Annotated in this window: 28 protein-coding genes; 16 read left to right on the plus strand and 12 right to left on the minus strand. The window is 36.5% G+C overall.

All coding sequences use genetic code 11. The features are described 5' to 3' along the window. A partial coding sequence (locus VJJ26_02605; protein ID HLC07054.1) for an EndoU domain-containing protein occupies positions 1-908 on the plus strand: 908 nt, incomplete at its 5' end. A 14-nt stretch (positions 909-922) separates the two neighbouring features. Further along, positions 923-1,300: a hypothetical protein gene (locus tag VJJ26_02610; protein ID HLC07055.1), complete on the plus strand. Its 378-nt coding sequence runs from the start codon at positions 923-925 to the stop codon at positions 1,298-1,300. 19 nt (positions 1,301-1,319) lie between these two features. On the opposite strand, the gene VJJ26_02615 is transcribed toward VJJ26_02610, so the two are convergent. Then, on the minus strand, positions 1,320-1,742 hold the full coding sequence (locus VJJ26_02615) for a hypothetical protein (protein HLC07056.1): 423 nt from the start codon (positions 1,740-1,742) through the stop codon (positions 1,320-1,322). Between the two features lie 179 nt (positions 1,743-1,921). Here VJJ26_02615 and VJJ26_02620 point away from each other — a divergent pair, with 179 nt between their 5' ends. From VJJ26_02620 to VJJ26_02640, 5 genes are read left to right on the plus strand one after another with little or no spacing between them, the layout of a single operon-like run. Next, positions 1,922-2,467 (plus strand): NUDIX hydrolase, encoded by a 546-nt coding sequence (locus tag VJJ26_02620; GenBank protein HLC07057.1) that lies wholly within the window; start codon positions 1,922-1,924, stop codon positions 2,465-2,467. Further along, a complete protein-coding gene (locus VJJ26_02625; GenBank protein ID HLC07058.1) occupies positions 2,464-3,924 on the plus strand; it encodes a glucose-6-phosphate dehydrogenase in 1,461 nt (486 codons plus the stop codon). The genes VJJ26_02620 and VJJ26_02625 overlap by 4 nt, the downstream gene beginning before the upstream one ends. Beyond that, on the plus strand, positions 3,921-4,823 hold the full coding sequence (gene gnd, locus VJJ26_02630) for a decarboxylating 6-phosphogluconate dehydrogenase (protein HLC07059.1): 903 nt from the start codon (positions 3,921-3,923) through the stop codon (positions 4,821-4,823). Before VJJ26_02625 ends, gnd begins: the two co-directional genes overlap by 4 nt. A 10-nt stretch (positions 4,824-4,833) precedes the next feature. Then, entirely contained in the window at positions 4,834-5,463 is a 630-nt protein-coding gene (locus VJJ26_02635) for a cyclase family protein (GenBank protein HLC07060.1), read from the plus strand. A 35-nt stretch (positions 5,464-5,498) separates the two neighbouring features. Beyond that, complete coding sequence (locus tag VJJ26_02640; GenBank protein HLC07061.1) at positions 5,499-6,383, plus strand: hypothetical protein; 885 nt, start codon at positions 5,499-5,501, stop codon at positions 6,381-6,383. 65 nt (positions 6,384-6,448) lie between these two features. Here VJJ26_02640 and VJJ26_02645 read toward each other — a convergent pair whose 3' ends face one another. After that, a complete protein-coding gene (locus VJJ26_02645; GenBank protein HLC07062.1) occupies positions 6,449-6,991 on the minus strand; it encodes a DJ-1/PfpI family protein in 543 nt (180 codons plus the stop codon). Positions 6,992-7,006: 15 nt separating this feature from the next. Next, complete coding sequence (locus VJJ26_02650; protein ID HLC07063.1) at positions 7,007-7,963, minus strand: hypothetical protein; 957 nt, start codon at positions 7,961-7,963, stop codon at positions 7,007-7,009. 114 nt (positions 7,964-8,077) lie between these two features. On the opposite strand from VJJ26_02650, the gene VJJ26_02655 reads away from it, so the two are divergent. The 7 genes from VJJ26_02655 (at position 8,078) to VJJ26_02685 (ending at position 12,926) form a co-directional block, all read left to right on the plus strand. After that, positions 8,078-8,365, plus strand: a complete 288-nt coding sequence (locus tag VJJ26_02655; protein ID HLC07064.1) for a hypothetical protein — start codon at positions 8,078-8,080, stop codon at positions 8,363-8,365. Positions 8,366-8,387: 22 nt separating this feature from the next. Continuing rightward, positions 8,388-8,618 (plus strand): hypothetical protein, encoded by a 231-nt coding sequence (locus tag VJJ26_02660; protein HLC07065.1) that lies wholly within the window; start codon positions 8,388-8,390, stop codon positions 8,616-8,618. 94 nt (positions 8,619-8,712) lie between these two features. Further along, a complete protein-coding gene (locus VJJ26_02665; protein HLC07066.1) occupies positions 8,713-9,066 on the plus strand; it encodes a hypothetical protein in 354 nt (117 codons plus the stop codon). Next, a complete protein-coding gene (locus VJJ26_02670; GenBank protein ID HLC07067.1) occupies positions 9,032-10,903 on the plus strand; it encodes a transketolase in 1,872 nt (623 codons plus the stop codon). Before VJJ26_02665 ends, VJJ26_02670 begins: the two co-directional genes overlap by 35 nt. A gap of 199 nt (positions 10,904-11,102) precedes the next feature. Continuing rightward, positions 11,103-11,354: a hypothetical protein gene (locus tag VJJ26_02675; protein ID HLC07068.1), complete on the plus strand. Its 252-nt coding sequence runs from the start codon at positions 11,103-11,105 to the stop codon at positions 11,352-11,354. Positions 11,355-11,369: 15 nt separating this feature from the next. Next, positions 11,370-12,500 carry an AAA family ATPase gene (locus VJJ26_02680; GenBank protein ID HLC07069.1) on the plus strand — a complete coding sequence of 377 codons (1,131 nt, stop codon included), beginning with the start codon at positions 11,370-11,372 and terminating at the stop codon, positions 12,498-12,500. A gap of 39 nt (positions 12,501-12,539) precedes the next feature. Continuing rightward, positions 12,540-12,926, plus strand: coding sequence for a PD-(D/E)XK nuclease domain-containing protein (locus VJJ26_02685; protein ID HLC07070.1), 387 nt, complete (start codon positions 12,540-12,542; stop codon positions 12,924-12,926). On the opposite strand, the gene VJJ26_02690 is transcribed toward VJJ26_02685, so the two are convergent. From VJJ26_02690 to VJJ26_02700, 3 genes are all read right to left on the minus strand, one after another. Next, a complete protein-coding gene (locus VJJ26_02690; protein ID HLC07071.1) occupies positions 12,886-13,905 on the minus strand; it encodes a hypothetical protein in 1,020 nt (339 codons plus the stop codon). The genes VJJ26_02685 and VJJ26_02690 overlap by 41 nt on opposite strands. A gap of 68 nt (positions 13,906-13,973) precedes the next feature. Then, positions 13,974-14,924 carry a hypothetical protein gene (locus VJJ26_02695; protein ID HLC07072.1) on the minus strand — a complete coding sequence of 317 codons (951 nt, stop codon included), beginning with the start codon at positions 14,922-14,924 and terminating at the stop codon, positions 13,974-13,976. A gap of 135 nt (positions 14,925-15,059) precedes the next feature. Continuing rightward, a complete protein-coding gene (locus tag VJJ26_02700) occupies positions 15,060-15,977 on the minus strand; it encodes a hypothetical protein (GenBank protein HLC07073.1) in 918 nt (305 codons plus the stop codon). Positions 15,978-16,067: 90 nt separating this feature from the next. Here VJJ26_02700 and VJJ26_02705 point away from each other — a divergent pair, with 90 nt between their 5' ends. Both VJJ26_02705 and VJJ26_02710 read left to right on the plus strand, forming a co-directional pair. Further along, the gene (locus VJJ26_02705) at positions 16,068-16,559 is read left to right on the plus strand and encodes an NfeD family protein (GenBank protein ID HLC07074.1); all 492 of its coding nucleotides are present in this window, start codon (positions 16,068-16,070) and stop codon (positions 16,557-16,559) included. Between the two features lie 174 nt (positions 16,560-16,733). Beyond that, positions 16,734-17,693, plus strand: a complete 960-nt coding sequence (locus tag VJJ26_02710) for an SPFH domain-containing protein (GenBank protein ID HLC07075.1) — start codon at positions 16,734-16,736, stop codon at positions 17,691-17,693. Positions 17,694-17,753: 60 nt separating this feature from the next. On the opposite strand, the gene VJJ26_02715 is transcribed toward VJJ26_02710, so the two are convergent. The 6 genes from VJJ26_02715 to VJJ26_02740 all read right to left on the minus strand — a co-directional run. Continuing rightward, positions 17,754-18,158 carry a hypothetical protein gene (locus VJJ26_02715; protein ID HLC07076.1) on the minus strand — a complete coding sequence of 135 codons (405 nt, stop codon included), beginning with the start codon at positions 18,156-18,158 and terminating at the stop codon, positions 17,754-17,756. Positions 18,159-18,282: 124 nt separating this feature from the next. Beyond that, entirely contained in the window at positions 18,283-18,699 is a 417-nt protein-coding gene (locus VJJ26_02720; protein ID HLC07077.1) for an ATP-binding cassette domain-containing protein, read from the minus strand. 23 nt (positions 18,700-18,722) lie between these two features. Further along, entirely contained in the window at positions 18,723-19,238 is a 516-nt protein-coding gene (locus tag VJJ26_02725; protein ID HLC07078.1) for a hypothetical protein, read from the minus strand. Positions 19,239-19,308: 70 nt separating this feature from the next. Continuing rightward, a complete protein-coding gene (locus tag VJJ26_02730) occupies positions 19,309-19,737 on the minus strand; it encodes a hypothetical protein (GenBank protein ID HLC07079.1) in 429 nt (142 codons plus the stop codon). 80 nt (positions 19,738-19,817) lie between these two features. Continuing rightward, complete coding sequence (locus tag VJJ26_02735; protein ID HLC07080.1) at positions 19,818-21,107, minus strand: hemolysin family protein; 1,290 nt, start codon at positions 21,105-21,107, stop codon at positions 19,818-19,820. Between the two features lie 3 nt (positions 21,108-21,110). Further along, a partial coding sequence (locus VJJ26_02740) for a sigma factor-like helix-turn-helix DNA-binding protein (GenBank protein ID HLC07081.1) occupies positions 21,111-21,414 on the minus strand: 304 nt, incomplete at its 5' end.

The following is a 21,414-nucleotide window of genomic DNA, read 5'->3' on the forward strand; positions in this document are numbered from 1 at the left end:
CTGATGCAGTCAGTGACATATATCATTTGGCTCCAGAAGAGCGCTTACAACGAATGAATGATTATTGGCAGAAAGCAGAAGTATTTTATAAGACCATCGAGCCACATTTAACTGCAGAAAATATAGTTGATGTAACTGCTACCATAACGGCAGATATAGTTGCAGGTAAAGGATTTTGTAGTGTGTATAGATACACTAAAGATCTTCATGTATTAAGCAAAGTAAATCAGCATGCTACAAAGATGGTGAAATCATTTAAACGCGCAATAGATACACATCTGACAGATAATCCGGTTGTTGTTACCGCTGAAGGTATAGTGTTTAAGATGTCTAGTGGCATGAAGAATTTTGATAAGGTTCCGCGGGAAATTATCAACAGTACTAAGACTTTGTTGGAAAGTGTGTATGCGCCAATAGCTCTCAAGTTAAAAGAAGAAATAGACTTAATAAGGCAGACGATTAAGTTACCATTTGGTTTTGCTGAATTTTCTCATAAGCAAATCAAAATAGCCTACGAGCATATTTTGGGTTTAGAAATTTACCTAACTAAAAAGGGAAAAATAGCATTGAGTGGTTTTCATCATGATTATCAAAATGCTATAGAAAAAAGTAGGGTGATTGATTTTACGAAGAAAATTATCGATGAAAACGGATGCTATAAAGTTGATTTAATCGTAGATGGATCACGGATTCCAGGTAAAACATTTTTTCCAGCGAATTGGTCTCGTGAAAAAGTAGTGAATAAGATTTATGAAGCGTATGATTATTTTATAAAAAACGGTGCAATTATTGAGAGAGAAAATGGTGGAAAATATCTCATTAGTGGACTAACAAGTGAAGGTATAAAAATTGAAATGTATATTACAAAAGCTGGAGAAATCACAACGGCATATCCTAAGCTTAAATAAAAGGATTATCTTGGATGGAATATGTAAAATTTTTTCTTGATGTTAAGTATGGAGATTATACATCTAAAAACGCTTCTAATATAGAAATGACCATATTGGGACATTTTTTAGCTACTGATGCAGGCAATCGTCCGTCTTCATTTCGAGAATGGTTTTTTGATGATAGCACTCCCGATGCTAGCAGTAATTTAACATCGTTAACAAGGGAAGATGGGTACGTATTATTAAGTGATTTATATTCTGAGGAGTACGATCCTACCGAGTTGAAAATGACCTATGCTCAATTTTTAAAAATTCTTGATGATTGGGAAGAAAAAGTTATTAAATTAAAACCCAAAGAAGTTTTTATTAAACATGAAAATGATGAATTTATCATCGAAACAAAAGATTGAGGACATTGCGATAATGTAGTTAATCTTCAACGTGAGAGCTGAGGGAATTAGTAAATAATTTTCTTCTGACCGGTGGCGTGTTTCCTGGAGATCGTTCTTTTCTTTTGTGTGGTAATGTTTTACTTGGTTTTGTGGGAGAAGTATGAAGAGTATTATTTTGAGTATTTTGCTTTGCTAACAATATGTTTGCAGTAACAATTGCTTCAGCGTTTTTTTGCAAAATTTGGCGTGTTTTTTCAGAATGTGCGCTCTCTAAAAAATGTTGACGTTGTTCATCGTTAGAAATCAAAAGAGACTCGAAATTGACTTCGTTAAAAAAGTCTTTCGTTACGGCGGTGAGTGTTTTTTTGACTAAATCGTTGTATTTTTTATTTTCTGCAGCATATGCGTTATATCCTACAGTTAAAAGCATTACATACAAAAAGTGTTTTATACTATTCATATAATTCCATCATTAAAAATATCTATATTACATTATCTATTTTATAAATTTACTACAATCTGAAATTTTGTCAAATAGGGGCATCCTGGAGGAGGTACGTAAAAGCTGACTTGTGCCTTTATTAAGGATACAGTAATATTTTATGTGGCTATTTTTCGCATTTTTTAGATTGAGATATTATGGAACAAACTAATTCTTTACAGCATCTATTAGCAAATTATCTACCAACTGATCCAGCAGAGCAAGAATATAAAACTACTATTCTTGCGTTCCTTGACCAATATCCCAATGCCTTTGAGCGTTCGCTTGATGTTGGGCACATTACAGCATCTGCATGGTTAGTGAATAAAGATAATACCAAGGCGTTATTAACTCACCACCGCAAGCTTGATATGTGGGTCCAGTTAGGTGGGCATTGTGATGGCAATACAGATCCTCTTGCAGTTGCAACAAAAGAAGCGCAAGAAGAGTCGGGTATTATGGGAGTACAACCAGTCAGTTGTGATATTTTTGATATAGATATACATCTTATTCCTGAAAATAAAAAAGAAAAAGCACATTATCATTATGATGTGCGGTTTTTGCTGCAGGTGGTTGGCGATGAGGAAGCTATCACAAGTGATGAATCACATGCCCTTGCATGGATAGATAAAAACAGAGATAATCTACCAACAAATGAGCGCTCTGTCGTTCGCATGTTTGATAAATGGTTGGATAGAATATGAAAAATATAACAATAATTCTTTTTGGTGCAACAGGGGATTTAAGTAAACGCAAAATAATTCCCGCATTGTATCGGTTTGTAGCGCATAAAAAATTAGAGAATTTTATCATTGTTGGTGCAGCGTTTGATGACGTAACAGCAGATCAGATGATTAATGCAGCACGTCCATTTGTGCAAAGTGGTGATGAGGATGTTTGGAATACGCTACGGATGAATAGTTATTATAAAAAAATTAATTTTACTGAAAAAGATGATTATGAAGAACTCAATGCTTTTGTACAAAAATGTGAATCATCACATAGAGCGCTCGAAGAGTCTCCTTCAACAAGTTCAGGACGAGCGCAGGAAATTGATAGAAAGATAGAATTGTGTAAGTATAATCGACTCTTTTATCTCGCAACAGGATCACAATTTTTTTGTCCTATAACGTATCACATTGCACGGATTGGTTTATTACAGCGTAAAGAAGTGCGCGATGCTGCATGGCATAGAATTGTCTACGAGAAACCATTTGGACATGATGTAAAATCAGCTCATGAAATTAATGAATGTATTAAAAACACGATCAATGAGTCGCAGGTGTATCGTATTGATCATTATTTAACCAAAGAAGTTGTCAGTAATATTGCGATGATTCGCTTTACTAATTGTGTACTTGAACCATTGTGGTCAAATAGATACATTGATCAGGTGCAAATTATCTTGAGCGAAAGTGGCGGTATTGAAGGACGAGGTATGTACTACGATACTGCAGGTGCACTGCGTGATGTGGTGCAAAACCATATGTTGGAAATGCTTGCGTTAGTTTGCATGGAATCTCCTGAAAAATTAACTGGTGATTATATTCGTGCTGAACGTGTAAAAGTTTTAGAGAAAGTACGATTTGTTGATGGTATTTTGGGCCAGTACAACGGATACGCATCCGAAAAACATGTGAATCCAGATTCATGCACTGATACGTATGCATCACTCAAGCTTGCAGTTGATACACCACGATGGTTGGGTGTACCTTTTTATTTAAAAACAGGTAAATGTTTGAATAAAAAAGAAACGATAATTCATATCAAATTTAAGCAAGTTGATTGTTTGTTGATGCGCGGTTGTCCAATGGATTCTAATTGGTTGACGATACAAATAGCCCCTGAGGCAATATTTTTGTTAACCCTCAATGCAAAAGTTCCTGGGCAAGCAGAACAAGTAATGCCAGTTGGCATGGAGTTTTGTCATAGTTGTCTGTATGGTTTGCAAACACCTGAGGCATACGAAGTGTTGCTTGAAGAAATAATGCGCGGTGAACAGTCAATTTCTGTCAGATTTGATGAAATTGAATATGCATGGAAAGTAATTGATGTAATTGAAGCACAGAAATTACCTGTATATCAGTATGCGCAAGGATCTACTGGTCCACAAGAAGAAAAACAACACATGGAAAAACATGGTATGAGGTGGCGAACATGAACGTGGCAATAATTGGACTTGGCAAAATGGGAGAGGCGCTTGCGTACCGTGCGGTGCAAGGTGGTCATGAACTATTTGGTTTTGATGTGAATGCAGATATGTGTGCAGCAGCAGAAAAAAGTGGTGTGCATATTGTTACAAATGTTGCTGATTTTGCACACAAAAATATTCATGTTTTTTGGTTGATGATTCCCCAGGGCGATCTTATTGATAAAGTAATTGCTCAACTGCAACCAGTATTGCAAGCGGGGGATATTATTATCGATGGTGGAAACAGCAAATTCACCGATTCTATGCGTCGTGCACAAGAACTTGCATTGTCCAGCATTTTTTTTATAGATTGTGGAACATCAGGTGGAGTACATGGGCGTGAGAACGGATTTTGTTTGATGGTCGGTGGAGACAAAAAAGCATATGACACAATAGAACCACTCTTACTTTCTGTTGCGGCGACTGGTGGATGTGCATATGTGGGGCCTTCTGGTGCAGGACATTACGTAAAAATGGTACATAATGGAATTGAATATGGATTGTTGCAAGCATACGCAGAAGGTTTTCATCTTCTCAAAAATGGTGAATTTGAATCTGCACACTTTGATCTTGAGAAAATTGCATCATTGTGGAATCATGGCTCAGTAATCCGTTCATGGATTTTGGAATTAGTACAAGATGTTATGAAGGATGATCAAGAATTGACTGATATTGCAGGCAATGTTGCTTCAACAGGTATGGGTAAGTGGACAGTTGAACGTGCGCATACATCACATATTCCGGTTGCCGTGATTGAAGAATCATTAAAAGTGCGAGAATTATCAGAAAAAACAGGCGGCAACTATGCAACTAAAATTGTTGCTATGCTGCGTAATAAATTTGGTGGTCATGCTGTAACAAAAAAATGAAGAGGTGTTCATGAAAGTGATTGATATTAGTTGGCCAATTAGCAAAGTAACAACGGGTTATAAAGACAGATATGTGGTAAGTGTTGATGATGTTAAAAACTTTAATCGCGATGGTGTGCGAGAAACAAATATTCACCTCAGTTCCCATTCTGGTACACATGTTGATGCGCCATCTCATTTTCTCAAAGAGGGTAAAACAATTGACGAAATGCATCTTGACCGACTGATTGGTGATTGCGTAGTGCTTGATATGACAACATGCGCAGAACGCATCACTCGTGATTGCCTTATGGCGCATGATAACGATATTGTCCAAGGTGGCATTGTGTTATTGCGCACAACTAATAGTGACCTTTCTCCAACCGATAAGTTTAGTCCTCATTTTGTGTATCTTGAAGCAAGTGGGGCAAAATATTTAGCAGAAAAAAAAATAAAATCAGTTGGTATTGATTATCTTGGCATCGAACATAGTCAGCCAGGTCATCCAACACATGAATATTTAATGCACGCAGATATTGCTGTTGTTGAGGGATTACGATTGGGACATGTGCAACCAGGCAAGTATCTTTTTGTGTGTTTGCCACTTAATATGATTGGCCTCGAAGCAGCACCTGCACGTGCAGTGTTAATGGCAAAATAAATAAGCAAAACTCTTAAAATCATGAAACTACAAGAATGTTACACACAATAAAAAAGCTCACTCTCTATGGTAGTGGGCTTATCGCTTTAATATGCTCACATGTATCATTGAGCATGGATGTTGGACAAATTCCTAATGACAAAATAATAGTGTTTTCTACGGTAATCAAACATGGGTCTCTTAACTTTGATCATGAAACTGTTTGCTCGTTAGCATTAGTTAACAAGGAGTTTGAAGGATGGATCAAACGCGGTGCGCAAGAAAGAAAAACATATCTTACAAAATTGCGTCAGAAAAGTGGTCAATATTTCGGTTTCTTTTCCTTGCGCGACTTAGATGTTTATGAAGGCTCTGTTTGGCATAAGTATGGTGGTGCAGTGGGGATTAAAGAGTCTGTTTCCAATAGTGCGACCGAATGTTATCGAGTTAAATTAGAATGTTTTTATTTGTCTCGTGGAACTATTCTGGGTAATCGATGTATATGGTGTGTTTGTTATTCTCTGGCAGATGATTTTACGCGGCCAAAGTTTAATGACAAAGGAGATCTTTATTTTTACGGATTAGGTAGTCGATGGGATATGAAGTTGTGGAATAGAGAGCAGCATTTAATTGAGTATAGCTTACTAAAAGATGGTAGCTCAAGAATGAAGCGGTGTGGATTAAAAATTCAAAATGGTAACTATAACTGTACACCACTTTCATTATTTGTGCCATTTACCGCTCTTTTAAAAGCCTTACTAAATTCTTCTGTAGAAGGAGAGACTGCTTCAACTAGAGTATATAATTTAAAAGATGCAATTATTCCTGATAATTATAAAGAGTGTGATTCTTCAAATAGAGACATGTCTTTTGAGAATTTACCCGAAGAATTAAGAGATGCGATTATTAAGCGTTATAATGACCAGCAGAGTAAAAAATAAGTTAATAAAGATGAAAACATTACATCAAAAACCCCGATTTTAAATCAGGGTTTTTTTACTTTTTTTTATCCCCAACGCTGTTGATTTTGTAACATCTCTACAATATGTTTGCCAAAATCTTGTGCCACTGATGGATCAGTTGCTGTGATAACATTATCAACAACAACAACTTTTTCTTCTGGAACATAGATTACGTTATTTTCAGCAAATATCTGATCTAATTCACCGTCTTCATTCCATCCAGTTGCATACTTATCGTGCAACACACCGGCTTTTGCTAAAATGCGTGTTGCAATGCAAATTGCGCCGATTGGTTTGTTTTGGAAAAAAGTTTCTTGGGCAATTTTGTAGCTAGTGGTGTTATCCAAGTGTTCCAATGCTCCTGGGCCACCAATAAAGAAAATTCCTGCATAATTGCTTGGTATAACTTTGTCTAAAGTAATATCAACCGCTACAGTAGATCCATTCTTTGCTGTGGCAGTTCCTGCTTTATCACTTGCGGTTGTTACCGTAAATCCCGCATCTTCGATAACTTTTTTGGTGTCACTGTATTCAACCTGTTGAAATCCATTCGATGCAATCACCAGCACTATTGCTGTTTCATCCATTTCATTTCCTTTTTTTTACAAAACTAATGTTTGATTGTTAATTGTGCCTTGTACGCACAGTGGTCGATACGTAGCATCATAGTACGATACATCTTTTGTTGCCACTGGTTCAATAGAAAGTGTTGATGTTTTATCAAGATACAACTGTTTTTTATATGATATTGACATAATCCTACCGTTATTTTCAGCAACCGTTTTTTTAAGTTTTACGTACGATCGCCATGCAAAAGAGGGAATTCTTCCATTCCACCGCGGCAGATAGATATCTTTTATGGTTATTTTGGTTACAAGAAATTGCAGTGCATCAAGAATGCGTTTGTTGAATTTAAAAACAATCAGATGGTCAATTTGCAAGAGTCCCGTTTTTTGTACAATTGCTGGAATCAAAGAATATGAAATAAGTGATTCGTATGATGGTCGTGATGCAATACAACCAGGGTCTATCATGATTAATGTTTTATTGTGATTAACAAGAGTGATATCACCTTTGTTGCAGGGAACTTTTTCGAACGTGTTATATGCGTAAGGAAATAATTTAAGGCCGGTGCAAACAGCAATAAGAAACAGCGCAAGTAAGCATATGCGTCTGAATATACAGGTTATTTTTTTGCTATGAATTATTGCTAATGCAATGAGTGGAATAAGAAGAAGAACGATAAGTGGTGGTTTGCTGAATCCGATAAGCCATGCTCGTTGTTCTAAACTTAAACATGCCAACCACGCAGAGGTGACCTTTTCAAGACACCAAATGAGTGCTCCATTTGGTAGGTAAAACAGCTCCAAAAAGAAAATAAGTGATGAAATAAGCAAAAAACAGGTTAAAAAGGGCCCAAACATGACGGTGCTGACAGGGGTTAATAGGGAAATAGGCAATCCCCAGGCAACCAAAAAGGGCAGGGACATGAATGATATAAAAAGCTGCAATTGTATGTTTTTAAGCAATGATTGCTGCCAATGTTCAAATGTATTCATATTTTGAGTGTACTGCCAATTCTGCAAAATGTTAATAAAACTATTGATTTGTAAGGGTTTTATCCGGTAAAGTTAAAGGTAAAAGATAGTAATATGGCAAAAAAAGGGGATATTATGAAAATTACTAAAATTTTGGCGCTTATGATTGGATTAACAGTAGTTACCTCACAGGCATATTTTTGGGAAGATTGGGGTAAGCAATCAACGCCAGCAGAAAAAATAGAAAAAGAAAAAATAGATTTGAAGTATCAAGAAAAAGTTGCTGATGTTGAATATAAAAAACAAAGAGCAACACGACAAGGGTACGAACAAGCAAGAGAAAAACGAGCAGAATTAGAACATAAAAAATCTGAACTTGAATTAAAGCGTCAAAAAGACCGCTTAAAAGTGGAACGTGAATAAGGCATAAAAAGAGGAGTACACCATGAAGTTATTTAATAATAATCACGATAAACATAATCATACTGAACAGAGTAGTGTGATCGAACGTGTAACAAAAAAAATAAGAGAATATTGGAACAATATGTACTGTTCCGATAAGTGTAAAAAGATGTCTCGTGGTAGTTGTGATATTGTAAGGGCGATGTCATGGCCACGTGGTGAAAATTGGCGACGTACTCATCCAAAAAGTTTAAATAAAAGTCACAAACATTAGTTACAAAAGAGATTTGTAAAACTTGATGTTTCATGGTACTTTTGTAAGCTATTACATATTCAAAAGATAATTGTTTAATAGCTGTGGGGTCCTCGTGAAACATCTTGTTTTGTCCTGTTTATTCATCATTTCTTTTTCTACTTACTCTATGCAAGAAGAAGTGCTATTGTTGCAAAGCAAAGAGCAGCTTCGTAATAATAATAATGCACGTGAAGTAGCAGATGCTTTAGAAAATTTTATGGACAGATTGTTATTATCGAATCCTGGAATAAATACAGATGGATGGCAGGAGGTCAAGCAAGCAGTGAGAAATTCACAGCTTACAAGAGGAGAACGCGACAAAGCGCTGTCGAAATTGAAAAATATTACAAATAATGAGTGGGCTTTACAAGTCCCTGGTGTAATGGATACCAATGAAAAACTTCCTAAAAAACGTAGAATTAATTAAGCATAAAGCGTATTTCTTGCGTCGTTGGTCGATTATTGCACCAGCGCAGGCAGGTTCAGGTCATACAACGTCATGTTTATCCGCAGCAGATATTGTTGCGGTACTTTTTTTTTATGCGATGCGTTTTGATCCTTATGATTACAAAAATCCTGACAATGATCGTTTTATTTTATCAAAAGGTCATGCAGCTCCATTGTTATATGCAGCATGGCGAGAACTTGGCTTATTAACTGATGAGGAAATGCTTTCGTACAGAAAATTCGATTCTGTTTTAGAGGGTCATCCAACAAAACGTTTTGCGTATGCTGAAACAGCAACTGGTGCTCTTGGAATAGGTCTTTCTGTTGGAGTGGGAACTGCACTGTGCGCCAAACTTGATAAGCGCAATTATCGCACCTATGTTTTGATGGGTGATAGTGAATCATCTGAAGGTAGCGTGTGGGAAGCGGTACAAGTAGCAGCACATTATAATCTTGATAATCTGATTTGTTGTATTGATGTGAATAATCTTGGGCAAAGTACAGAGACAATGCTTGATTATAATATCAAACGATATGTTGATATATGTACATCATTTGGTTGGCATGTGTTTGATGTTGATGGTCATAATGTGCAAGCATTAATGGACGTTTTTGACAAAGCTCATCAGGTACATGGTAAGCCAGTTATGATTATTGCAAAAACAGTTAAAGGTTACGGTGTAAACCTGGCTGCGGGATTGCAAGGTTTTCATGGCAAAGCGTTTACTGGAGAACAGGAAGAAGAAGCACTTGAACAATTACAAAAAAATTTCCCTGATGCTGTGGAGTATAGTGATGATTTTGATTGGCAACCACGAAAGCCTGAAAAATCAGTTACTGCGTATACTGGTGCACAAACAATAATTGAAATACCTAATTGTGCATATAAAAAAGGTGCAATGGTTGCAACGCGTAAAGCATATGGAACAGCACTTGCGCAACTTGGTGATACGTGTGAAGCAATTGTTTGTCTTGATGCTGAGGTAAAAAATTCAACATTTGCTGAAATTTTTGAAACTGTTCACCCCGAACGTTTTTTCCAATGCTTTATTGCTGAACAAAATATGGTAGGGATGGGTGTTGGTTTTGATTGTCGTGGCAGAATTCCCTTTATTTCGACATTCAGTTCATTTTTTTCCCGTGCGCATGACCAAATTCGTATGGCGGCAATTGGTAGTGCTGCATTGCGCTTAGTTGGTTCGCATTGTGGAGTGTCTATTGGGCAAGATGGTCCATCGCAAATGGGGCTTGAAGATATTGCATTAATGCGCTGCTTACCCAATTCTGTTGTGTTATATCCGTCTGATGCAGTTAGTACTCATAAACTTGTCGAACACATGGCACGTCACAGTGATGGCATTAGTTATTTACGTACAACACGTATGGAAACGCCGGTGCTCTATGATAATAACGAAGACTTTCCAATTGGCGGCTGCAAAGTTTTGCGCCAAACTGACAAAGATGTTGCATGCATTGTGGGTGCTGGGGTGACATTACATGAAGCGTTAAAAGCGCATCAAATTTTGGCCAAGGACAATATTTTTGTCGCGGTCATCGATTTGTACTCTATTAAGCCGCTCGATGCAGCTACGCTCATTTCCGTTGCAAAATTGTCACAAAATAAAATCATCACGGTCGAAGATCATTACCCAGAAGGTGGCATTGGTGAAGCTGTCTTAAGTGCACTGTGCAATCAAAACATCTCTATTCAATCGCTTGCAGTTGAGCGCTTGCCGCGTTCAGGTAAACCGGAAGAACTTTTAGCATTTGAAGGTATTGATGCTGCTGCTATTGTGAAAATTGTAGCAAAGCAGTAACGAGTGCAGTATTTAAAAAAAATAGGACATGTATTATGCATGTCCTATTTTCAATTTACAAAAATAATATTTTCAGGGTGTAATGCCATTTTTGAAAGATGTATAAATTTTTAGATTTTGGCCTGGATTAAACTGTTTCCTTATTTCTGTGTTTCTGGCATATTTTGAATATGTTAGATTGTAAATGAGAAGGAATTGCATGAATAGCAAAAAAGAATTATCGCGCATAACGATAGATATTCCCATGGCAGATCATAAGCGGTTGAAAGCGTTGGCAGCCATTTTGGGTAAAAGCATGCGAGATATCGTTGTTGATTTAATTACAGATTACTTACATAAAGTAAAAATTCCGAATAAGACAACGCTGGGTATTATTGCTGATATCGAAGAAGGTAAGGATTGGATTCATGCTGAAGAAGCACAAGATCTTTTCAAAAAACTTGGCATTTAATAGCGAGGTAAGATAATGAAAAAATTGCCGATAGGTATCCAGAATTTTTCTAAGTTAATTAAAGAAAATTGTGTGTATGTTGATAAAACCGCATTAATTCACCAGATGATTACGCAAGGTAGTTATTATTTTTTGTCTCGCCCAAGACGTTTTGGAAAATCTCTTTTGGTTTCCACGCTTGCTGAAATTTTTTCTGGGAATAAAGATTTGTTTGCTGGTTTTGCTATTGAATTATTACCCTATGATTGGCAAAAGTATCCGGTCATACACATTTCCTTTTCCGGTATTCCTTGTGAAAATCCTCAAGATTTAGAAATTGGTATTAAGAATTTTTTACAAGATATTGCACAGCCCTATGAAATTATTCTTGATGATAAGCTTAAATCGGGAGAAATGCTGAAATCTTTGGTCAAACAACTAGCACAACAAAATGCTGTTGTTCTGTTAATTGATGAATATGATTATGCAATTTTGAGGCATATACATGATAAGGCAACTGCAAGTGCAATACGTGAAACGTTGAAAAATTTTTATAGTGCCATCAAAGATCTGGATCAATATCTTAAATTTGTTTTTTTAACGGGAATAAGTAAGTTCCCAAAAACATCAATTTTTTCTGGTCTGAATAATTTGGAAGATATAAGTCTTGATCGTACATTCAACACGTTGTTGGGTTATACAGCAACTGAAATAGTTGGTAATTTTGAGCCGCGCTTAATCCATTCTGCTGAACGATTAGAATGCAGCATGCAAGAGCTTCTTGAAGAAATAAGAGTATGGTATGATGGCTACCAATTTACCAGAGAACAAAATGCTATAAAGATGTATAATCCATTTTCTGTTTTGTTGTTTTTAAAGAACAGCGAATTTTCTAACTATTGGTTTGCAACAGGAACGCCAACATTTCTTATTAATTTATTAAAAGCAAAAGATTATCCGGTAGAGAATTTCGAAGCGGCTGAGGCGACTGAAAGCGAATTGGGCGCTTTTGACATTAATATAATGCCTCTTAAAACATTACTTTTTCAGACTGGCTATTTAACAATTCATTCGTATAACGCAAATACCAGAAATTATCTTCTTGGATATCCAAATAAGGAATGCGCACAATCTCTCATTGAGTATATTTTTGCTTCAATGACGTAAAAATCAGGATCGTATCTGAATAATGTTGTTGCAAGATTGTTGGCAGCATTTGAGTCTTATAATTATGAACAATTGCATGAAGTCCTTGTGCAATTGTATGCGACTGTTCCTTATACCATTCAAATTGGCGAAGAAAAATATTATCAAACTATTTTTTATCTTGTTCTAAAAATGATTGGCGCGGACATTATTGTTGAACAACCGACAAATATTGGCAGAATAGATGCGGTAATTCAAACAAAAGATACGTGCTTTATTATTGAATTTAAGATTAATGCAACAGCTTCTGTAGCCTTAGAGCAGATTAAAATCAAAAAGTATTACCAGCCGTATCAATCGTCAGGTAAAAAAATAGTTCTTGTTGGTATTGCATTCAATACCACTATTAAAAATGTGAGCGAGGTTGAGTTTGTTGAATTGAACTGAGCTTTGCATGGATGTTCCAAAGCATAGCAATCGTGCTCAGATGGCAAAAATGTTCTTCGTAGAGGTGGTTTGGATAGTAAATTTTTTTACGCATTGCTTTTAAGTTATGAGCTATTTCAGGGCTTTTTATGGCGGCAAATATTTCTGCTTGCGCTTCGTGAATTTGGGAAAGTTTGTGATATTCTTTGCTTTGTCTAAATTCTGCTGCATCAACAGAGCAATAGTGAGCAAGATAGTCTATAAGAACACGTTCTGTTATTGAGTGGAGTGAGACTAAATGTTGCACTTCGTGTGCACAACAGCTCATTCTATCTATTGCTGATTTATCATATATTCGGGGAAAAATGTTAATTGTTGCAGGAATGTATTCTCGGTAAAGCTGTAGATTGTTTTTGTGATCTACTATAGGCGAGAACATAAACATTGTTGCTTGCGCTATGGTATTGGGTTGAGCAGCAATGGTTGCTTGATTGGATACCATTTTTATATTGATGCTCTGTGGATTGATATTATTTTGCCGCAAAAGCACAATGATGAATTCTACCATATCAGCCGGTATAGTATCATCATGAACGGTGTCGGCGTGAGGATGTAACATGGCATTTCTGCAGCTATTTTTTACTCGTTCTATGTCCATTAAACATTCGTGCCATATTGAATCGCTTATGCCATATTTTTGTTTGATGGCACTCAGTGCTTCTTGTTCAAGGGCAAGCAGCCAATTTTCAAATTCTGTAAATTTTTTATTGATGGAAGCAACTGTTCGATATGTGGTGCGATAGTAGGCTAAAAGTGCTGAGCAGCGTATCTTTTGTGCGCGATCAATCAATGAGCAGTTTTGTGTGTAGTTGATGCCATTAAGTTTGTGGAAATAGTCATGATACCAAGGATTTGCTAGTGCCTCAATGGTAAGAAGGGGCAGCGTGAGAAAAAGGGAGAAAAGTGCTTTGAGGGCGGCTTTATTGCGAATATTGTTCATGTACTCATTTAATTTATAGTTAATTATTTATTTATATGTACTTAATTATACCATATAAATTCAATTTATCAATTTTGTTTCTTTTTATAAATGCATAAAAGTTTGTGTTTGGTGATTTTGTTGGTTGCCAGGCTTTCATTGTGCCATGAATCGAGTTTTTGAAGGATTGTTGGTAGTAATGAGGTGAATTCTTGAGTTGAGAACCGGGTATGGGAGATAGGAAAGTCGTTTATTTTGATCTTTGCTTGGGTTAAATGACTATAGATGGGAAAAAGACGTGATGAAAAAGGGAAAATTCGATAATGATACTTGCGTTTTGCATTGAGGCAATTGGTGGTACAGGCGCGTTTAAATTGAGGGGCAATGATCTGTATTATATCAAGACTAGAATAGAGCGAATAGACGCGTTGGAACATGGGGGTACTAATCAAGTGCATTGTTTTTTCTTGCACGGGACAGGCAAGAAGAATAAGTGATTTTATCTGGAAGGGTTTATCGGTAGTTTTTATTTTTGCCATGTTAAGCACTACATTACCACCATGGCTATGCGCAATAATTCGGATAGTAGGCTCACAACCATATTTTTGCTTATACAGCTCACGTAATGTTATTACTTCGTGATATAGTTTGTTGGCGGCATCTTTTCGTTCCTGGTTTTGTAGTTTTCCCGACCAGCCAAAAACATAAAATTTTTCTACAGGAAAATGTTCGGGATCGTGCTCAGCTATTGTATTTGCAAGAACTCGAAAATGATGGTCATTTGGTAGCGAGGTAATGGGCATAAGGCAGGATGTATCACCAAAAACTTGATGATAGATTGGTTTGCGGAATATCAGGGTGCCATGAACCCAAATGGTAATTGATGGTGCTTGCGCAGGAATAGTAAGTATGTTTTTTGTTGCGGGGAGATCGATGTGGAGTTTTTGTCTGTCTATCTGTTTTCTGTGAATACATCCAGGTAACGCTATGAGAGCAATACAGAGAAAGGCCTGCTCAAGAGAAGCAATGTTTTTCCTCATTACCTACCTTTTTCTTGTGTCACTATTCCTTATCTATATGAAAAATCTGTCGTATATGTCAACTATATAACCCCAATTTACATTGCATTCCAATTGGGGACCCCAATAAAGAGAGGATTATAACGACGGGTTACACTATAATTCTATAACAATGTCATGATCTTTGTGGGATGGGCAATTGCTACTGCTATCAAAAAGCTCATCTAATTGTGCAATAATAGAACCGAGATGACGCAGAAATGGCAATAAGATGAACTCAATATGTAAAAGACCACGGTTTTTTTTGAGAATATTAATCATTTTTATGCCATTGGTCAGATATTTCAGTGCGCCTTTATTCATGATAGGGTCATATCCGTATTCACCAGGAGAATTTTTCCAGCGTATTTGTGCTTGGACAAGTTTTGGATGAGACTCAAAGTGGCGTTCAGAAAATAATGGTTTTTCCGAACGTTTTTTTCTTTTAATCCCTTGCATATCAATGACTTGAATCATATCGGTGTGGGAGTGTAATGAATAAATGCGTTTGAAAAGGGATGAATCGACCAGATGTGATGTATCTTTTTGCACGGGACAGGCAAGGAGAATAGCTTTGGTAACAGTAAGTTCAAAACCATCTGGATCTTTAATTTCAGCTAAGTGAAGCACAACATTGCCACCATGGCTGTGAGCAATTAGAATAAATTCGGGCGCTAACCCTGTTTTTTCTAATATTTCATAGTGCAACTGTTTGAGGTGGACAAAAAGTTCTTGTGAGGCATTTTTACGTGCTTGGAGGTTAAGATTACCCGACCACCCAAACGAATACATATATTCTTGCGGAAAAAGTATTGGTGCAGTAGTACCAAGTACGGAAGCACGAAGTGCCTCGTAATGCTCTGGATTGAATTTGCTTACGTGGTAAAGCCCCGGATCGCCTCCCGCGACTCCTTTCGCCACTTTTTTTGCAACGCGTGCCAAAGGAGTGGGAAGAGATTCATGTGATCTGGTACCATGAACCCATATGGTGACAACTGGATTACTCGGTGGCATTGGTGGTGGTGTAAATAACATACTTTTCTTTTCTCCTATGATTAATTGTAAAAAACTTAATCTTCTATATAATTATAATATATTATAATCCTTTAGTCCAAAGGGGTTGCTATGAAATTCGAAAAATTCTTATCCTTTTTTAGTAATAGCAAAGATCTTGAAATAACCAATTTCTTCTATTGGTGGCTTATTGTTGCCTTTTTCTTTTTGATTATGGAAATAGGTCATCCAGGACTTTTCTTCTTTCTATCATTTTTCTTTGGTGGATTATCTGCAGCAGCTGCTAGTTGTGTAACAGATTCAGTTATTACTCAGTTAATTACCTTTTTTGGCAGCACAATTGTTGCGTTGTATATATTACGCCACTGGGGTGTGTATCTTTTGGGTAAAAATCGACCCCATCAACAAACCAATTTTTATGCACTCAAAGGTAAACGAGCAGTGGTAACGCAAGATATTGCGAGTGAAAAACCTGGATTAGTTACTATAGGCGGCCAGGTGTGGGCTGCGCGGGTTGTACATCATGATGATGTTATGCGTATAGGGGATGTTGTTGAAGTGGTCGATGTGCGCGGAGCACATGTTGTAGTAAAAAAGATTTAAATAAAGGTGTTCGTATCCTTTGATCCCCAGCTCCGTTACTCTGCATCGGGGTCCCTTGACCCAATCCTCGCTCCTCTGTATTGGGTGCCCGGGTGAAGAAAAACGGAAGCTGGGCCAAGAACATGGGGTTAAACAAGCTCAGGACGAACGGGGAAATATAAATAAGGAGTTATCATGTTATTTTCAATCTATGGAACAGCGATTTTTTTTGGAATAGCGTTTTTATTTTTAGTTATTTTGTTATCTAAATCAGTTTATTTGGTGCAACAAGCTGAAGTAATAATTATTGAGCGCCTTGGTAAGTTTGATCGTATTATTGGACCAGGGTTACATATTGTGGTGCCATTTATTGAGCAACCACGTACAGTTGTCTGGAGCTTTATACAACAAGAAGACAATGGTAAACGTTATTACACTATGACCAAAATTATTGAACGCATTGATCTTCGTGAATCGGTGTATGATTTTCCTAAACAAAACGTTATTACTAAAGATAATGTGACGATGGAAATTAATGCGTTGCTTTACTATCAGATTACTGATCCTAAAGCTGCAGTGTACGAAATTAACAATATGCCAGAAGCAATCGAGAAATATACGCAAACACGTCTGCGCGATATTATCGGGTCAATGGATCTTGATGAAACGCTTGTTTCTCGTAACACAATCAATGCGCGTTTGACTGAAATATTAGATGAAGCAACTGATAAATGGGGCGTTAAGGTAAATCGTGTTGAACTGCAAGAAGTTAATCCACCGGCAGATATTCGTGTTGCGATGGAAAAACAGATGCGTGCTGAACGCGAACGTCGCGAAATGATTTTACGCTCTGAAGGTAAAAAACAATCAGCAATTTTAGAGGCTGAAGGCGTACGTGAAGCGCAAATTCTGGAAGCTGATGGTCAGGCACAATCACGTTTAAAGATAGCTGATGCAGAAGCCAAAACCATTACTATGATTCAGCAAGCGGCACAAGCGGATCCTTTGCCGTATTTAATTGCAATGCAATATGTTAAAGCGTTACCTGAGATGGTAAAAGGAAAAGACGATAAGTTAGTCGTTATTCCATACGAAGCAAGTTCAATGATTGGGTCATTGGCAACAATCAAGAAATTGTTTGAGAATATTTCGTAAAAATCCTTCGACAGGCTCAGGATGAGCGGTGAAGATATTTTATAAATAAAAAGTCCCGGATTAAAGCCGGGATTTTTTATGTTGGTTAGTTTTAAAAATTATTGTTGCAAGCAGCTTTTTTTCTTCATTTGGCATCATGAAAATAATTTTTGTATTGTCCAGATTATAAGCTTTATTGTCGGTGAGAATGAGTTCTGTATCTGTTGGCGCAATAGTGACTCTTTTGTCGTCGGAGTCTTCTGCTGTGATGAGGATAGTGTTTTTATTAAGAGGTAAGAGTTTTTCAGATTTCGATGGGCCTATGTTGATAATTGTTACAAATCCTTCTGAGGAGCCTTTTGGTGTATACCATATATTAACCGCGCATGCATGTTTATTTGTTACAGTGAGCCTTTGCTCAGGACTTTCTGCTGTAAAGATATAAAATGGTAATAATAGTGCAATGTGCAGAATGATATGCTTCATCTGTTTCCTTTTTTAATATGTTGAAAAAATAGCATATATTTTCATAGCAGAAAAAGGATCACAAATACAAATGTAGACCACATATTTTCTGCTGATCAAATAAGTGCAGACACAAAATATTTTACTATAAATCTACCCCAATAGAACGTGTTTCTTGTTCATCTTTTTTGATTGTTATTACAGGATGATGTTTATAACTTTCAACCAATTCTTTATCATGCGTAATAATCACCACAATAAGATCTAATTCTTTGGCTAATGTATTAAGAAATTGCATGACCATATGGCTATTTTTGTCATCAAGTGCTGCGGTTGGTTCATCGAGTAAAAGCACTTGCGTGGGTTTTTGTAATGTCATGATGATTGCTAAAATCTGTTTTTGTCCACCAGATAGTTGTTGTATAGGCAGCGAATGGTCAATATTAAAATTATGCATAATTGCAGGAATATGCGTGGAACTGGAAAGGGGTTGTAGGCGTGGGTAGAGCGGTAATTGTGCTAGTTTTACATTTTCTTCTACGGTCATCGTATTAATAACCATTTTATTGATATGTTGCCTAAAAGTCAATTGGTAGGCTTGTTTTCGCAATCCACTATAATTTGGGGGGCTACAAGTTTAAAAGTAAAACGGACAACTTCTTGTTCTGATTTTTGTAGCGAGACATTTTTTTTAGTTATGATAATTGCGTCATCAGTCTTTGGATGTATGATAAATTCATCAAAATCATGTGCGGTAATGGCTTGTTTTTTTTCTTGAGAGTGTTCTTCATAAAACGATATTAAAGAACTTTTATCTGACTGCTTTTCAACGAAACAAGCTTTATAGTGTGTATCCATTTGTTTCATTACAATAGTTGTGTGAGCTACATAACATCTTAACGAAGAAGGACAATATGCCTTAGTTCCGTATTGAATTTGAATAGGAGTTTGAGGGTCTATGCTTTCTACAGAGATTTCATTGTTATAATAATCTGACGCTATCGATAGTTTTTGTTGCATGGGATACATAAGATGCGCAGTTACGATAGAACTTATCAAAAGCAGTATTTTTAATTGAGTGATTTTTTTATCAGATTTCATAATGCTCTTTCCAAAAGAGTTAAAAGAACAATCTAACACAGTAGTTGGAAAAAGCAATGAAATGAGCGTCTTAATTATATGAAATTAAAAGGTTTTTTGTCTCTATTATTTCAATTATTTCTTTACTAATATCTGCAGGTAATGAGTTGAGATATTCTTCTAATTCTTCTTTATCATTCAAATCGATTTTTTTGTTTGCAACTTTTTCAATAATAATGCTGACTATGCCGTGAATCATATGAGCAATAGAATGGCCAACGTTTGGACGGCTGTGAGGGTCTTGTGCTATGCTCAGCGCCCCATTCATAATTTGTCCAACTCCTGCTAAAATAACTGGATTTGGTCGATAACCACCAGAAAGGGTTTGATCGGTATCTTCAATTTTTTGCGTTTGCGTATGATTATGCTTCGGCTTTTCTTTTTTTGGTCTTTTAGCTAAAGTTGGAGGGGTAACGCATAGTGCTAAGATCATGAATGTTGTGCAGGATACAAATTTCATAGAACTTCTCCCTTGGTTGATACGGTTTTGTCGCTACTATAAAAAGTATCATGAAGGGAGATCAATAATTTTTTGTGTTCTTATCTTTTTCTGAATATGTGTACAAATTGGACATGCAGTGGAGTAGCTTTTTGTATTTGAAATAAGAATTTTTTATACATCACTTCTTCATCTTTTTGAGGAATGTGGTGGAGCAATTCTGTTAAAAATCCTGCAAGTGAAACAGAACCTTCACTTACAAAAGTAATATCCAAGAATTTACCCAAATCATCGAGTGTAATTGTTGCATCAACAAGCCATTCATCTTCTCCCATAGGCATTATTTTACCAATGGTTGATTCATGTTCGTCACTAATTTCACCAACAATTTCTTCAATAAGATCTTCTAAAGTGACTAATCCTGTTAATATACCGTGTTCATTGATTACAATGGCAATGTGCATTTGTTTTTCGCGGAACTTGCCTAAGAGCTGAATTACTTTTACATTTTCAGGCACAAACATAATGGGACGAACAATTTCTTGTAAGATCTTTTTCTCGCCTTTTGAGAACATGATAAAGAGATCTTTTTGATGCACCATACCAATTATATTGTCATGTGTACCTTCATATACCGGAATTCGTGTGTATGAATGTTCAGAGAAAAAGCTAAATACAGTATCCATGGGAGTATTTACTTCAAGAGAGGCAATTTTTTTGCCTGGTACCATCACTTCTTTAATTGGTGTATTACCTAATTGGAACACATTCTGGAGCATTTCTCTTTTTTCAAGTTCAAGAATACCTTTTTCATGAATGTAATTGATTAAAAACTGGATTTCTCGTTCCGATGATATCCATTGTGAAGAACTTTCAAGAGCATCTGTTCCTCCGACTTTGTACATTACATAATCAGAGAATTTTACGAGAATAATAACAAATGGGTAGAGTGTATAATAAATACAATTGATCAGCCACAGTACTGATTTAAATGCATGTTCACTACGAACTCTGGCAAAGCTTTTTGGTAAAATTTCGCCAAAAACAACAATACCAAGAGAAGCAAAGGTAATTCCAAAGGTAAATCCAATACCGCTTGAAAAACCAATATGAGTAAAAATTGTACTCATAATAAATGTTGCTAATGATGCTGCTGACACGTCAACAAAGCTGTTGGCAACAATAATAGTAATGAGTACTCGTTGTGGATTTCTTTCCAGTGTTTGCAACAGAGGAAGATATTGTGTTGTTGTGTGAGCAAGTTCCTTGAGTCTAAAAAGACGTAACGCGGTGATACTTGTTTCCAAAAATGATAATGTTGCACGGAAAATAAGTGCAATGCACAATAAAACAAAGGGTGTAGCTAGCTGACTAAGCTGATATGGTTCCATGTGTCAACTCTTTCTTGATTCGCTATGTTCATTTTCTTCTTCACTGATTTCTTTGTCATCATCTTCTTCTAAGTCGCTGCCGGTCGCGTTTTCATCAAAATTGTCTTTATCATCTATTTCTTTTTCAAAAAACGCAAGAAGTCTCTTGCTTCGGGATGGATGACGCAGTTTTCTTAAGGCTTTTACCTCAATTTGTCGAATGCGTTCACGAGTAACGGAAAAATCCTTACCAACTTCTTCAAGCGTATGTTCGGAAGCAACGTCAATACCAAAACGCATTTTGAGTACTTTTTCTTCGCGGGGAGTG

The sequence above is a fragment of the Candidatus Babeliales bacterium genome (genome assembly GCA_035288105.1).
Taxonomy (GTDB): domain Bacteria; phylum Babelota; class Babeliae; order Babelales; family Vermiphilaceae; genus SOIL31.

Coding starts and splice junctions, on each gene's coding strand:
- VJJ26_02610 (HLC07055.1), top strand. CDS start 923: ATGGAATATGTAAAATTTTTTCTTGATGTTAAGTATGGAGATTATACA.
- VJJ26_02615 (HLC07056.1), bottom strand. CDS start 1,742: ATGAATAGTATAAAACACTTTTTGTATGTAATGCTTTTAACTGTAGGA.
- VJJ26_02620 (HLC07057.1), top strand. CDS start 1,922: ATGGAACAAACTAATTCTTTACAGCATCTATTAGCAAATTATCTACCA.
- VJJ26_02625 (HLC07058.1), top strand. CDS start 2,464: ATGAAAAATATAACAATAATTCTTTTTGGTGCAACAGGGGATTTAAGT.
- gnd (HLC07059.1), top strand. CDS start 3,921: ATGAACGTGGCAATAATTGGACTTGGCAAAATGGGAGAGGCGCTTGCG.
- VJJ26_02635 (HLC07060.1), top strand. CDS start 4,834: ATGAAAGTGATTGATATTAGTTGGCCAATTAGCAAAGTAACAACGGGT.
- VJJ26_02640 (HLC07061.1), top strand. CDS start 5,499: ATGTTACACACAATAAAAAAGCTCACTCTCTATGGTAGTGGGCTTATC.
- VJJ26_02645 (HLC07062.1), bottom strand. CDS start 6,991: ATGGATGAAACAGCAATAGTGCTGGTGATTGCATCGAATGGATTTCAA.
- VJJ26_02650 (HLC07063.1), bottom strand. CDS start 7,963: ATGAATACATTTGAACATTGGCAGCAATCATTGCTTAAAAACATACAA.
- VJJ26_02655 (HLC07064.1), top strand. CDS start 8,078: ATGAAAATTACTAAAATTTTGGCGCTTATGATTGGATTAACAGTAGTT.
- VJJ26_02660 (HLC07065.1), top strand. CDS start 8,388: ATGAAGTTATTTAATAATAATCACGATAAACATAATCATACTGAACAG.
- VJJ26_02670 (HLC07067.1), top strand. CDS start 9,032: ATGAAAAACTTCCTAAAAAACGTAGAATTAATTAAGCATAAAGCGTAT.
- VJJ26_02675 (HLC07068.1), top strand. CDS start 11,103: ATGAATAGCAAAAAAGAATTATCGCGCATAACGATAGATATTCCCATG.
- VJJ26_02680 (HLC07069.1), top strand. CDS start 11,370: ATGAAAAAATTGCCGATAGGTATCCAGAATTTTTCTAAGTTAATTAAA.
- VJJ26_02690 (HLC07071.1), bottom strand. CDS start 13,905: ATGAACAATATTCGCAATAAAGCCGCCCTCAAAGCACTTTTCTCCCTT.
- VJJ26_02695 (HLC07072.1), bottom strand. CDS start 14,924: ATGAGGAAAAACATTGCTTCTCTTGAGCAGGCCTTTCTCTGTATTGCT.
- VJJ26_02700 (HLC07073.1), bottom strand. CDS start 15,977: ATGTTATTTACACCACCACCAATGCCACCGAGTAATCCAGTTGTCACC.
- VJJ26_02705 (HLC07074.1), top strand. CDS start 16,068: ATGAAATTCGAAAAATTCTTATCCTTTTTTAGTAATAGCAAAGATCTT.
- VJJ26_02710 (HLC07075.1), top strand. CDS start 16,734: ATGTTATTTTCAATCTATGGAACAGCGATTTTTTTTGGAATAGCGTTT.
- VJJ26_02715 (HLC07076.1), bottom strand. CDS start 18,158: ATGAAGCATATCATTCTGCACATTGCACTATTATTACCATTTTATATC.
- VJJ26_02720 (HLC07077.1), bottom strand. CDS start 18,699: ATGGTTATTAATACGATGACCGTAGAAGAAAATGTAAAACTAGCACAA.
- VJJ26_02725 (HLC07078.1), bottom strand. CDS start 19,238: ATGAAATCTGATAAAAAAATCACTCAATTAAAAATACTGCTTTTGATA.
- VJJ26_02730 (HLC07079.1), bottom strand. CDS start 19,737: ATGAAATTTGTATCCTGCACAACATTCATGATCTTAGCACTATGCGTT.
- VJJ26_02735 (HLC07080.1), bottom strand. CDS start 21,107: ATGGAACCATATCAGCTTAGTCAGCTAGCTACACCCTTTGTTTTATTG.